We start from the raw sequence: 13849 nt of genomic DNA on the forward strand, positions 1-13849 counted from the left end.
CGGCACCTTCATGCCCCTGCCTACCGCCGAAAACGCCAGCCCCGCGATGGCACAGTGGTTCGATCTCAAACACCGCGAACCCGACGCCCTGCTGTTTTTCCGTATGGGCGATTTCTACGAGCTGTTCTTCGCCGATGCACAGGCGGCCGCCATGGCGCTCGACATCGCGCTCACGGCGCGCGGCACGCATCAGGGCGAGCCGATCCCCATGTGCGGCGTCCCGGTCGCGGCCGCCCCGGCCTATCTGTCCCGACTGATCCGGCGTGGCTTTCGCGTCGCCGTCGCCGAACAGACGCAGACACCCCCGAAAAAGGGCGAAAAACCCCTCAAAGGCCCGCTCTCCCGCGCCATCGTCCGCGTCGTCACCCCCGGAACCCTGACCGAAGACGAACTGCTCGAAGCCGGACGCGCCAATCTCCTGCTCGCCCTCGCCCGCAGCCCGGAAAAACGCGCAAAAACGATCGGCGCGGCCTGGATCGACATCTCCACCGGCGCTTTCGAAACAGCTTCGGTCAGCGATGCCGCCCTGCCGGAGCTGATGGCACGGCTCGACCCTGCCGAAATCCTGTCCGAGCCCGACCTCATCGCGCCCGACTATGCGAACCGACTGGCTCCCGCCGCCGTCCCGCCCACGCTCGACAGCGCCCGTACTCTCGTCGCTCGCGCCTATGGCGTCGCCCAGATCGATGCCCTCGGAGACTTCCCGCCCGAACAGGCCGTTGCCTGCGCCATCGCGCTGAACTACGTCCAGCGCAGTCAGGCCGGAGCGCTCCCGCGCCTCTCCCGCCCCATTCCGCAGGGCACGGACGGCGTTCTCGGTATCGACCCTGCCACCCGCGCCAGCCTCGACATTCTCCGCACCCGCGACGGCGAAACGAAACACAGCCTCCTCGGTGCCGTCACCCGCACTGCCACGGCTGCAGGCTCCCGCCTCCTCGCACAGTGGCTGGCCTCTCCGCTGACGGACGCCACCGCCATCACGGATCGCCAGAACGGCTGGCTCTGGCTGCAATCCATCCCCGGCCTGCCCAGCGCACTCGGCGACATTCTGCGTCGCACGCCCGATCCTGCCCGTTCCTTGGGCCGCATCTCCGCCGGACGTGGACAGCCGCGCGATCTCGCCGCCATCCGCGACACGCTGATCGCCGCCAACGACATCACCGCCCTGTTCCAGCCCGCCTGCGACCCGAACACACCCACGCTGATCCGCACACTCACCGCGGGCCTTTACGGCCGCGCTGACACCCTGCTGGAACAGCTTCAGGCCGCCGTCGCCGAGAGCCTGCCTGCCCGCATCGAAGACGGCGGCTTCATCGCCCCCGGCTACAACGCGGAATTGGACCGCTATCGCGGCCTGCGTGACGAAAGCCGCCGCATCATCGCGGCCATGCAGGGCGATCTGTCCGAAAAATTCGGCGTCACGACGCTGAAAATCAAACACCACGCCCAGCTTGGCTACGTCATCGAAGTCCCGTCCGCGGCTGGCACGAAACTGCGCGACAACTCCGAACTCTCGTTCCGCCAAGGGACTGCCAGTCTCGCCCGCTTCTCCACCGAAGAGCTCGCCGGACTGGACCGCGCCATTCTCGAAGCCGCCGACAGAGCATCTGCGCTGGAACGCCGCATTTTCGCCGAACTCTGCGCCCGCATTCTCCAAACCCCGGCCCTTGATGAGGTGGCGGAGTTCCTCGCCCTCGCCGACGTGTTGCGCTCCTGCGGCCTGCTCGCAGAAGGCGGCTCATGGTGCCGCCCCGTCGTCACGGATGGCACGGAGTTCAGCCTCGTCGCCTGCCGACACCCGGTTGTCGAAGCCGCCCTGGCCGAATCGGGAAGCGCAGATGCCCGTTTCATTCCCAATGACTGCGCCCTGCCGCCCGAACACCGCGCCATGCTGCTGACTGGCCCGAACATGGCGGGCAAATCGACTTTCCTGCGCCAGACCGCACTGGCCGTTATTCTCGCGCAGGCGGGCCTTCCCGTTCCGGCAAAATCCGCCCAGATCGGCGTTGTGGACCGACTGTTCTCCCGCGTCGGCGGCGCGGACGACCTCGCCCGGGGACGCTCGACCTTCATGGTCGAAATGACCGAGACCGCAGCGATTCTCAATCAGGCCGGTCCAAAATCTCTCGTGGTCGTGGACGAGATCGGACGAGGCACCGCAACCCTCGACGGTCTGTCCATCGCATGGGCCACGCTCGAAGCCCTGCACACACAGCTTGGCTCACGGACAATCTTTGCAACACATTTCCATGAACTCGGCGCGCTGACCGAGTTCCTTCCCCGCCTGGCGCCTTACACGATGGCCGTGAAAGAGTGGCGCGGCGAGGTCATCTTCCAGCACGAAGTCCGCCCCGGTGCCGCCCGCAAGAGTTGGGGCCTGCATGTTGCAAAACTGGCGGGAATCCCCGCCTCCGTTATCAGCCGCGCCAGCCGCCTGCTGACCCAGTTCGAGCGCGAACAGGCCGATTCCCGCTCCTCCCTGCCCCTGTTTGAAGCGGTTGCGGAACCAGCGTCGCCCGCTCCCGCCGCGCCCATCGCCCCTACCCCGCTGGAAGACGCAATACACGCCATGAACCCCGATGATCTCTCTCCACGGGACGCGCTGGATGCGTTATACAATCTGAAACGCCTTGCCTCAGGAAACGGCACTTGAAAGAAAACTCTTTCTGGGGCGAAACTCTCCCTCTTTCCTTCGCTGACGATACGGATAAGCCCCTGTCTGACCGAACCGCCCCCCTCCCGTATGACCCGGCCTCCTCCCTGCAGAGCGCTCTCGATACGGCCGCGGAACAGGGGCAGACGAGCCGCGAGGCCGTGCTTTCCATCCTTCGGCGGCATCTGGGCAGCGGAAACGCCTCAGTCCGTTACCAGTTCGAAAAGCGCAGGGTTTCGGGAATCGATGCTGCCCGCGCTCTCGCCCGTCAGGCCGACGACATGGTCTGCGCACTGGCCGACCTCGCGGCCAGCAAACACGAATCCCCTGCCTCGTCCCCTCAAGAATCCCTGTGCCTCTGTGCCACCGGCGGCTATGGTGCGGGCCTGCTTGCCCCCTTCAGCGATATCGACATCCTGTTCCTGATCCCCGGCGATCCCTCCGCGGCCATGACGGCCCGGATCGAGTTTATTCTCTACGCCCTGTGGGATCTCGGCCTGCGCGTTGGCCACGCCACGCGCTCCATCGCCGAATGCGTCCGCGACGCCGATACCGATCTGACGATCCGCACCGCCCTGCTGGACCTGCGCTTCCTCCACGGGGACCGCACACTGGCGCGAAACCTGCGCTGCGCCCTGGGCGCAGACCTTCAGAACGACCGCCTGTGCGAATTCGTCATGGGCAAGATCGGCGAACGCGAGCAGCGTCACCGCCGCTTCGGCGACAACCCCTACATGGTCGAGCCCAACATCAAGGAAGGCCGCGGCGGCCTGCGGGATCTGCAAACCCTGAACTGGATGGGCCGTGCGGCCCTCGGCTGCGCCGTCTCGACACCGGACCGCAACGGTGCCCCCGCCGAAGCTCCCCAGACCCCCTCCTTCGCGTCCTTCGGTCTGCTGACGGAACGCGAAGCACACCGTGCCCGTCGCTCATGGGACTTCCTGTGGACCGTTCGCCTGCACCTGCACTACATCACGGGCCGCGCTGAAGAACGCCTGACCTTCGACGTCCAGCCCGTCATCGGCGGTCGTATGGGCTATGCAACACACGGCCGTCAGCGTGGTGTTGAGCGCTTCATGCGGCATTATTTTCTGACCGCACGCGACGTCATGCGTCTTACCAGCGTGCTGCAACCCGTCGTTCTGATGCATCTTCAGGACCAGACGACCGGCGAGCCACCCAAAATCGTTACCGGACCTGAAGAATTCCAGACGATCGCCGGGCGCATCTGTCCGATCGAGCCTGTCACCTTTGCATCCCAGCCCCGCGAAATGTTTCGCCTGCTGGACTGCGGGCGGCGCAACGACCTGCCCCTGCATCCTATCGCAATGCAGCAGATCATCCGCAACGAACGCCATGCCGTCGCCCTGCGTGATGATCCCGAAACCGCGAAAATCTTTCTGGATTTGCTCTGCGAGCCGAGTGCAGACGAAACCAAAGCCGTTCCGTTCTGGCTCCCGATCCTGAACGAAACCGGCCTTCTCGGGCGCCTCCTGCCAGACTGGTCCCGCGTTGTCGGGCAGATGCAGTTCGACAGCTATCATATCTATACGGTTGACGAGCACATCGTCGAAGCTGTGCGCATGATGGGCCAGATCGAAGCCGGTCGCATGGCGGACGAAATCCCCCTGGCCTACACGCTGGCCAGCGACCTGCGGTCCCGACGTGCGCTTTACGTCGCCGTCCTGCTACACGACATCGGCAAGGGACGCGGCGGCGACCATTCCGAAATCGGCGCCGACCTCGCGCTCACGATCTGCCCGCAGCTTGGCCTTGATCCCGAAGAAACCGATACCGTCTCCTGGCTGGTCCTGCATCATCTCCTGCTGTCTCAGACCGCCTTTACACGCGACATCGACGATCCCCGCACAATCCTCGACCTCGCCGACACCATCCAGTCTCCCGAGCGCCTGCGTCTCCTCCTTCTCCTGACCATCGCCGATATGCGCGCCGTCAGCCCGAAGGTCTGGAACGCCTGGAAAGCCACCCTGCTCCGCGAGCTTTTCTCCCGTGTCGCCGAGGTGCTGGAAGGCGGACTGGCCGCCACCGAACGCGACAGCCGCGTCAACCACGCCCGAGACCTAGCCCGGGATGGCCTCACCGGCACCTTGCCCGAAAGTAGCATCGACCGCTTTCTGGACCTCGGCTATCCGAGCTACTGGCTTGGCTTCGACACCGACACTCAAATGCGCCATGCCCGCATGGTCCACGATTCGGACCGCTACCGCTCCCCCGTCACGGTCGAAGCCTTCCCGATCCCCGAACGCGGCGTCACCGAACTCACCGTTCTCTGCGCCGACCATCCGGGCCTGTTTTCCCAGATCGCCGGTGCCCTCGCCGTCGCAGGCGCCTCCATCGTGGATGCCCGCATCCACACACTGAGCGACGGCATGGCGCTCGACACCTTCTGGGTGCAGGACGGCGAAGGCTGCTCTTTCGAGGAACCTCACCAACTGGGTCGCCTCAACCATCTCGTGGAACAGGCGCTTTCGGGCCGCCTCGACATCCGCAAAGGTATCGAGGACGCCAGCCACCACAGCACCTCGCGCCGGATGCGCGCAATTCACGTTCCGCCCCGCGTTGTCATCGACAACACGGCCTCGGACCGTCACACCGTCATTGAAGTCAACGGACGCGACCGCCCCGGCCTGCTGCACGACATCACATCAACCCTCAGCAGCCAGTCTCTCCAGATTTCCTCGGCCCATATCACGACCTACGGCATGCGCGCCGTCGATGTGTTCTATGTTCGGGATCTGCTGGGCTTGAAAATCACCGATCCGATCCGTCTCGCCCGCCTGCGCGAAACCCTGCTGGCTTCTCTCACGAGCCCTCCGGTTCCTGCCCCCGCAAAGTAAGCGCCACCGCAACCTCCTGAAGAACAACCGTCCACCCTTTGGAAACATCTGCTCCGGTGGGCGGACGGAACTGATGGACATCCCGGTACCAGTCTACGTCTTTCCAGCGCCAGTCGCCCCCTTCCCGATTGAGCAGCCAGAGCGGCCGCCCCACTGCGCCCGCCATATGCGCCACCAGCGTATCCACACTGATGACCAGTGCGCATAGCCCCACTTCCCGCGCCAGATCCAGCGGCGTCTTAAGCGACACCCGCTCCATCCAGTCCGGCGCATCACCAGGCTGAAGCGCCACAAAGCGGACGCCTGAAACCTGCCGCAATATCTCCAGACATCCCACCGGAACCGAACGTCTGCGATCAAACCGGTAAGACGGATTTCCCGACCAGCAGACCCCAACCCGGTCTGCTTCAGGTGTCTCCCTAACCGCGAGATACGGCTCGGCTGAAGGCATTTCCCCCAGCCCCAGAACATTCGGCAGGCTCAGCAGACTAATCTCCGCCGCTACAGGCCCTTCGGGCGGCAAAATCCGGTCCTGATCCAGCCCGGGCATCAATCCCGCCAGTTCCGCCGTCCGAAACCGCAGACGCAACGGCCGAAGCCGCGCTGCCTGCTGCAGAAAGCGTAGAAACTGCACCTCATCGCCCAGTCCCTGCTCTCCTACAATGGCAACGGGGTCCTCTCCCGCTGAGCCATTCCATTGCGGATTTTCCGAAACCAGCCCCAGAATCGTTCGGCGACTCTCGAAGTCCTGCCAGCCTTCCGCAAACCGCCCCTGGCCCAGCAGAATGGTTGCCCGGTTAAAACGTGCCCGCTCGGCTTCCTCTCCCGTTTCACGCCCCATGATCGTCCGGAAGAGAGTTGCAGCATCGTCTTCCCTTCCGATTTCCATCAGGATCGTGCCGAGATTATTCGCAATCCGGGCATCCAAAGGCCGCAACTCCAGCGCCCGCCGCAATGTTTCGGCCGCCGCCGCAAGTTCGCCCCGCGCCATCTCCACGAGCCCCAGACTGTTGAGCGTCTCCGCAGTCCCGGCTCCGAATTCGCAGGCCTGCACCAGAACCCCGTGCGCCTCATCAAACGCATTCCCGGCAAAAAGTGCCGCCCCCAGATTTGCCAGTGCGGCTCCGTCACGAGGCCTGTGACGCACAACCCACCGGAACTCTCCGACAGCCAGCTCCACCAGACCGTCATCCAGAAAAAGTTCCCCGATTCGGGTTCTCACATTACTTTCATCCGCCAGCAGAGCCGCCGCCTTCTGCAGAGCCTCACGCGCCTGCCCACGACGCCCCAGCCCGACACACACCTCCGCCAGAGCAGTGTGGGTTCTCGGATCGGCAGGCTGCAACAGCACGGACACATGCAATGCCGCTCGTGCTGCCTCGAGATGTCCCTGCTCGGAAAGGGCCAATCCCAGCGTCATATGCATCCGCGCCTTGCGATCGGAAGACACAGCCGGCTTCTGTAGAGCCCGTCCCACCAGTGCAATTGCCATGCCGCTCTGCCCTCGGACGCGGGCAAGACATGCCATGCCGTGCAACGCATCTGCCTGTCCCGGCTCCATCGCCAGAATGGCACGAAAGGCATCCTCAGCCCCCGAAAGATCTCCTGCATCGAAACAGGCGAAGGCGGATTCAGTGGGATCAGGGGCAAACGGCATAGTCATCAACTTTTCGTGCTCCAAAAAATCCTAAAAATCCACAAAGATGGTGTTAACGAAGTTTTCACGGTTCTTTGGTCAAAATCGTAAGTCCGAGACAGAAGCAGAGGTTTTTCAGCAATGCATCTTGAGCAACGAACTGGCCCTGTGCCGGGCTTGGTGTACGCGACTGTCCGGCAGGGAATGACCACCCGTACATTTCCTATTGAAGTGCGCCGCACAGCTTCCGGACACTATATCTCCCGCATGCCCGACAATCGCTGGTCAATCGAATGCCTGACTGTCGAAGCCGCCCTGCTCATGCATGCCGCGGTCCTGTTCCCGATCGAACAGGAACTCTCTCCATGGCTTTCCAATCCGAAGCCTGCACCGTCCGCCCTCAGCAACGCAGCTGGACCGATAAAAAGCCCCATCGCTGACGGCCAGGGGCCCGTTCCAGCCCATCAGAAAACCCTCAAACAGAAAACCGACGCGAACTCCTGAGTCCACTTCATCCTTGCCAAACAGCTCTGGCAAGGCAATGTCAGTCTTATGAAAACCCGTCTTCTGCACGCCGCCGCCCTAACAGGCCTGGTGGCACTGGCCTGCATGGCCTCCCCCGCCAGAGCGGATCACCCCTGGCAGGACTCTGCCGCTCAGGCGTCCATCACAGCCGACGCGGCACTTCCCGGCCTTCGAAGCACAACACTTTTAGCCGGCAAAAACGGAACTTATCTGGCCCTCGATAGCAGTGGACATCCCGTCCGGATCGATGCCACCAACACCTCGACTCCCCTGTCAGGTCCCGACGTTCCCACTGAGCCTCTGGTATTCCTCACGGTATCAGGCAATGATCTCTGGGGGCTTTCGACAGAAAAGATGCCCACGCTCATCCGCATGTCCATGGATGGAGCGGCCCAGTCTCGCCTCGCACTGACAGGCGCCACAGTTACGGGCAGTAATCTTGTCGCGCTCCAGATTCACGGCGCGCAGGCCTATCTGGCCGATGAAGGCAAGCCCGCCCTCGTCGTCGCTGACCTCAAGACTGGCACCGCAAAGCGCTTCCTGTCTTATGACATGTCCCTTATCGGTCGCCATCCGCTCCTGCGTGCCGGCGAGCCCCGGATGGGACCAGACGGACGCCCCATGGCCGGTGGCAATGTGCGCTTTCTGCTTCTGGACACAAAAGGTCAGTGGCTGTTCTATCAGCCCGCCTGCGGCCCGATGTCCCGCATTGACACCGCCCTGCTGACCGATACGGATTTCACCCCCGTCGAACAGCTTGACGGCATCACCGAATGGCGGACTACCCCCAGCATTGGCGGGGAAACCCTGACCCCGGACAACATATTTTACCTGTCCGACATTACTGTCGGCAGCATCCTGAAATTTGGCAGTGACCGGATTCCCCTGCGGATTATCCGGGACCCACGTCTCTATGACGCAGGCGCCCCCGCGGTTCCCGACAGTCACCAGATGGCCGTGCTGGCCACGGAAGATGGCACAACGCACATTCTTCGCATCGCTTTGCCCTGACAGGACGTGATATAAATTTCCCCATGCGCTACCGATCGACCCGCGGCGAGCTGACCGCCGACGCCCCGAACTTTTCTGACATCCTTCTCGCCGGCCTTGCGGGAGATGGTGGTCTCTACATGCCGGAGAGCTGGCCGAAGATCAGCCCGCAGACCCTGCGCGAGTGGCGCACGCTCTCCTATCCGGACCTCGCCGCCGAAGTCATCGCCCTCTTCACCGAAGGCGCTATCGACGTCGACACTCTTCGCGACATGACCCGCGATGCCTATGCTGGTTTCGACCATGCCGCCGTGGTCCCCCTGATCGAAGTCGAGCAGGATCTCTACTCCCTCGAGCTGTTCCACGGCCCGACGCTCGCCTTCAAAGACATGGCGATGCAGATGCTCGGCCGCCTGTTTGATCACGTCCTGACCCAGCGCAACCGCCATGTCACGATCGTCGGCGCGACTTCCGGCGACACTGGCTCGGCCGCCATCGAGGCCTGCCGTGGCCGCGAACGCCTCTCCGTCGTCATCCTGCACCCCAAGGGCCGCACCTCGGACGTTCAGCGCCGCCAGATGACGACCGTTCAGGATGACAACATCCTCAACATTGCCGTCGAAGGCGATTTCGACACCTGTCAGGATCTGGTCAAGGCGATGTTCGCTGACCATGCCTTCCGTGACGAAGTCTCGCTCTCGGCCGTCAATTCCATCAACTGGGCCCGTATCGCAGCCCAGATCCCGTATTACGTCCGCGCAGCCCTCGCCCTCGGCGCACCGGACCGCGAAGTCTCCTTCTCGGTTCCGACCGGCAATTTCGGCAACGTCCTCGCCGCCTGGGCCGCAAAGCAGATGGGCCTGCCCATCAAAAAGCTCTGCATCGGCTCCAACCGCAACGACATCCTCACGCGCTTCGTCATCGACAATGACATGAGCGTGCGTACGGTCGAGCCCAGCCTGTCACCGTCGATGGACATCCAGGTCTCGTCCAATTTCGAGCGTCTGCTATTCGAACTGCTGGACCGCAACGCCACACGCTGCGCCGCCATCATGCGCGAATTCCGCGAAACCGGCCGCATGGCCGTCCCGCATGACGCCTGGACCCGCATGAAGGACGTCTTCGAGGGCATGACCCTCACCGACGAGCAGAACAGCGAAGCCATGCGCCTGTTCTACAACGAGAGCCTCTATCTCGCGGACCCGCACACCGCGATCGGCCTCGCCGTCGGCAGGCGCTTCCAGGAACCCGGCACCCCCATGGTCGCGGCCGCCACGGCCCATCCCGCCAAGTTCCCGGATGCCGTGATTGCCGCCACCGGCATCCACCCCAAACTCCCGCCACATCTGTCAGACTTGTTCGAACGCACCGAGCGTTACGAATGCATGGACAGCCAGATTGCAGGCCTTCAGGACGCCGTTCGCGCCCACATCAAGCGCGCCTGATCTTCAGAAAAACACAGGCTTCCCATCCGGGAAGCCTGCCTTCCTTCGACATTACGGAACCTCATGCCCGATACGATTGAAGTCACCAGACTCGATAACGGCCTGACCATCATCACCGAACGAATGGACCGTGTTGAAACCGTGTCTTTCGGAGCCTATGTCTCCATCGGCACGCGCGACGAGACTGCCGCCAATAACGGCGTTTCCCACTTCCTCGAACACATGGCCTTCAAGGGCACCGAACGCCGCTCAGCGGCGCAGATCGCCGAAGACATCGAGAATGTTGGCGGCTATATCAACGCCTATACCGCCCGCGAAACCACAGCCTATTACGTCAAGCTGCTGAAGAACGACCTCGCCCTCGGCGTGGACATCATCGGCGACATCCTGACCCACAGCACGTTTCTGGGCGCCGAAATCGAGCGCGAACGCGGCGTCATCCTTCAGGAAATCGGTCAGGCCAACGACACGCCAGACGACATCATCTTCGATCAGTTTCAGGAACGCGCCTTCCCGGAACAGCCCATGGGCCGCCCCACACTGGGCTCGGAAGAGCTCGTCTCGACCATGACGCGCGACACGCTCATGTCCTACATGCGCGAGCACTACACGACCCACAACATCACCATCGCCGCCGCCGGAAACCTGCACCATCAGGACGTCGTGGCTCTCGTGAAGGAACACTTCCGCGACCTCCCCACCCATCAGACGCCCCGCCCCCGCGCGGCCGCGTATGAAGGCGGCGAACTGCGCACGACCCGCGAACTGGATCAGGCCCATCTCGTCATGGGCTTCCCGTCCGTCAGCTACATGCACCCCGACCATTACGCGGTCATGATCCTCTCGACGCTACTCGGCGGCGGCATGTCCTCGCGCCTGTTCCAGGAAATCCGTGAGCGTCGCGGTCTGGTCTACAGCGTCTATTCCTTCGCCTCCCCCTTCAGCGACAGCGGCCTGTTCGGCCTCTACGCCGGCACGGGCGAGGAGCAGGCCGCCGAACTCGTCCCCGTCATGATCGACGAACTCAAGCGCCTTCAGGACGGCCTGAGCGAAGCGGAACTCTCCCGCGCCCGCGCCCAGCTCAAATCCTCGCTCCTGATGTCGCTGGAAAGCACCGGCAGCCGCTGCGAACAGCTCGCCCGCCAGATCCAGGTCCATAACCGCCCGATCCCGACAGCCGAGACGGTTGGCAAGATCGATGCCGTGACGGAAGACGACATCCTGCGCGTCGCCCGCACCATTTTCTCCGGCACGCCGACCTTCACCGCCATCGGCCCCGTCGGCAACATGCCCTCCCTGGAGGACATCACAGCAAGGCTCGCCGCATGACCACAACGCCCGTCGAAGCCCTCCTCGCCGCCGCCCGCCGCCATGGCGCGGACCACGCGGACGCCATTCTCGTCCGCGACGAGTCCGAATCCGCACTCGTCCGCAAAGGCGTCCCCGAAGGTATCGAGCGCTCCGAGAGCGTCGCCCTCGGCCTGCGCGTCTTTCGCGGCAAACGCGCAGCGACGGTTTCGACCAGCGTTCTGAACGAAGCCGAATTCGACCGTCTCGCCGAACAGGCCTGCGCCATGGCTCTCGTCATCCCCGAAGACCAGTATGCCGGCCTGGCCGAATCCGCCCTTCAGGGCCGTTTCGACGCCGCCGGACTGGACCTCGAATGCAGCTCCGCACCAAGCATGGACGACCTCCTCGCCCGCGCCCGCGAGGCCGAGGACACCGCCCTCTCCTTTGAAGGCATCACCAACACCAACGGCGCCTCAGCCGGTCACGGCCGCACCTCGGTCGCACTCGGCACCTCGGCAGGCTTCTTCGGCGCCTACAGCCGCACCACACACTCCACCAGCGCCAGCGTCCTGGCTGGCGAAGGTGGCACAATGCAACGCGACTACGCCTATCGCAGCGCCGTGCATCTCGAAGACCTCGAAAGCGCGGACATTATCGGTCGTGAAGCCGCCGAGCGGGTACTAGCACGCATCAATCCCGGCCGTCCCCGCACCGGCACTTACAGCGTGATCTACGACCCGCGCGTCTCCGCCACGCTGCTCGGCCATCTGGTCGGCGCCATCAACGGTGCGGCCATCGCACGGGGCACATCTTTCCTCAAGGACAGCCTCGGCAAGCAGATCCTCTCCTCGGGCCTGACCGTCCATGACGATCCGCGCCGCATCCGGGGCGCGGCATCCCGCCCCTTCGACGCCGAAGGCTGTGCCGCTCTTCCGCTGGATCTGATCGCAAACGGCGTCCTCCAGACCTGGCTGCTCGACTCCCGCAGCGGCCGCCAGCTCAACATGCCCACGAACGGCCGCGCCAGCCGCGGCGTCGCCTCGCCGCCTTCCCCGAGTGTGACAAACCTTCATCTTGCAGCCGGAACCCTTTCTTCCGAGGCCCTGCGTTCCGATATCATTGAAGGGTTTCTGATCACCGAACTCATGGGTTCATCGGTCAACATGCTGACTGGCGATTACAGCCGTGGCGCTTCGGGCTTCATGATCCGCAACGGCGAGATCGCCGAGCCCGTCGCCGAACTCACGGTGGCAGGCAACCTGAAAGACATGTTTGCCCGCATGGTTCCGGGCAGTGATCTAATGTTCCGGCAAAGCGTTAACGCGCCGAGTATCCGGATCGACGGCATGAACATTGCAGGACTTTGATGCGTAATTTTCGACTTCTCCCGATCGCCTTTGCCTTTCTCTGCGTCCTCGGAACCGCAGTTGCACGGCCAGGCGGCGGCAGCTCCATCGGAAGCCGTGGCTCCCACACCTGGAGCGCGCCCCCGCGCACATCCATCACGCCCGGCTGGGCCCGCCCGATGGACCAGTCGGCCACCCCGCGTCCGTCGCCCAATTACGGCGCACCCGGCTATGCCTCTCCGGCCCGTCCTATGCCCGGTTACGGCGCTCCGGCATACAGGCCCTCCTACCCTGTCCGCCATCCGTTCCTGAGCGGCTTCGCAGGTGGCTTTCTGGGCGCGGGCCTCTTCGGTCTGCTGAGCGGTCACGGCATGATGGGCGGCATGACAGGCGGCACGTCCTTCTTTGGCTTCCTGTTTCAGGTCCTTATCATCGGTGGCCTGATCGCGTTCGTGCTTCGCATGTTCGGCAACCGCCGCCAGAACCAGATGAGCGGAAGCCCGATGGGCATGCCGTCATCTGCTGGCGCGGCACCGCCTTTCGGCAATAATGGCGGCAGCACCCCCGTGACGCTTACCAACGACGACTACACAAGCTTCCAGAGGCTCCTGCTCGACATCCAGGCCGCCTGGAGCGCACAGAACATGCGCGCGCTCTCCAACATGGCCACTCCGGAAATGACGGGCTATTTCAACGCCCAGCTTTCCGATCTGGCGAGCCGTGGGGCCCGGAACATCGTGTCCAACGTCCAGTTCCAGCGCGGAGACCTTTCGGAAGCTTGGCGCGAAGGCAGCCTCACCTACGCCACCGTCGCGATGCGCTACTCCATGACGGACGTCACCACGGACTCCATGGGCAACGTCATCGACGGCAGTTCCACTGAGCCCGTCACCGTGACCGAACTCTGGACCTTCGTCCGCGCCGACGGCCGCGGCAACTGGATCCTCTCCGCCATCCAGCAGGCTGGCTGACAAACCCCAAAACAGAAAAAGGCCCGGGGGAAACCCCCGGGCCTTTTTTATTGCCTGAACGCTTTTTAAAGCCGCGTCAGAGTAATCACATAAAAGATGACGGCCAGCAGCACCACGCCGCCAACAATCCCCGTA

General features: G+C 63.6%; 9 protein-coding genes. 8 read left to right on the forward strand and 1 reads right to left on the reverse strand.

Annotation, left to right across the window (positions count from 1 at the left end):
* Positions 1 to 10 precede the first annotated feature (10 nt).
* The gene (gene mutS / locus HK22_RS07545; RefSeq protein ID WP_086648846.1) at positions 11 to 2653 is read left to right on the forward strand and encodes a DNA mismatch repair protein MutS; all 2643 of its coding nucleotides are present in this window, start codon (positions 11 to 13) and stop codon (positions 2651 to 2653) included.
* The gene (locus tag HK22_RS07550) at positions 2650 to 5511 is read left to right on the forward strand and encodes a [protein-PII] uridylyltransferase (protein WP_086648847.1); all 2862 of its coding nucleotides are present in this window, start codon (positions 2650 to 2652) and stop codon (positions 5509 to 5511) included. The genes mutS and HK22_RS07550 overlap by 4 nt, the downstream gene beginning before the upstream one ends.
* On the opposite strand, the gene HK22_RS07555 is transcribed toward HK22_RS07550, so the two are convergent.
* Positions 5477 to 7174: a lipopolysaccharide assembly protein LapB gene (locus HK22_RS07555; protein ID WP_086648848.1), complete on the reverse strand. Its 1698-nt coding sequence runs from the start codon at positions 7172 to 7174 to the stop codon at positions 5477 to 5479. The genes HK22_RS07550 and HK22_RS07555 overlap by 35 nt on opposite strands.
* 240 nt (positions 7175 to 7414) lie before the next feature.
* Here HK22_RS07555 and HK22_RS07560 point away from each other — a divergent pair, with 240 nt between their 5' ends.
* From HK22_RS07560 to HK22_RS07585, 6 genes are all read left to right on the forward strand, one after another.
* Positions 7415 to 7651: a hypothetical protein gene (locus HK22_RS07560; RefSeq protein ID WP_233142483.1), complete on the forward strand. Its 237-nt coding sequence runs from the start codon at positions 7415 to 7417 to the stop codon at positions 7649 to 7651.
* A 48-nt stretch (positions 7652 to 7699) separates the two neighbouring features.
* Entirely contained in the window at positions 7700 to 8683 is a 984-nt protein-coding gene (locus HK22_RS07565) for a hypothetical protein (RefSeq protein WP_086648850.1), read from the forward strand.
* Between the two features lie 23 nt (positions 8684 to 8706).
* Positions 8707 to 10107, forward strand: coding sequence for a threonine synthase (thrC, locus tag HK22_RS07570; RefSeq protein WP_062033377.1), 1401 nt, complete (start codon positions 8707 to 8709; stop codon positions 10105 to 10107).
* Between the two features lie 63 nt (positions 10108 to 10170).
* The gene (locus tag HK22_RS07575; RefSeq protein WP_086648851.1) at positions 10171 to 11436 is read left to right on the forward strand and encodes a pitrilysin family protein; all 1266 of its coding nucleotides are present in this window, start codon (positions 10171 to 10173) and stop codon (positions 11434 to 11436) included.
* On the forward strand, positions 11433 to 12764 hold the full coding sequence (locus HK22_RS07580; protein ID WP_086648852.1) for a TldD/PmbA family protein: 1332 nt from the start codon (positions 11433 to 11435) through the stop codon (positions 12762 to 12764). Before HK22_RS07575 ends, HK22_RS07580 begins: the two co-directional genes overlap by 4 nt.
* Positions 12764 to 13714 carry a Tim44 domain-containing protein gene (locus HK22_RS07585; RefSeq protein WP_086648853.1) on the forward strand — a complete coding sequence of 317 codons (951 nt, stop codon included), beginning with the start codon at positions 12764 to 12766 and terminating at the stop codon, positions 13712 to 13714. The genes HK22_RS07580 and HK22_RS07585 overlap by 1 nt, the downstream gene beginning before the upstream one ends.
* Positions 13715 to 13849: the final 135 nt, after the last annotated feature.

The organism is Gluconobacter sp. DsW_056 (assembly GCF_002153595.1).
Taxonomy (GTDB): Bacteria; Pseudomonadota; Alphaproteobacteria; order Acetobacterales; family Acetobacteraceae; genus Gluconobacter; species Gluconobacter albidus.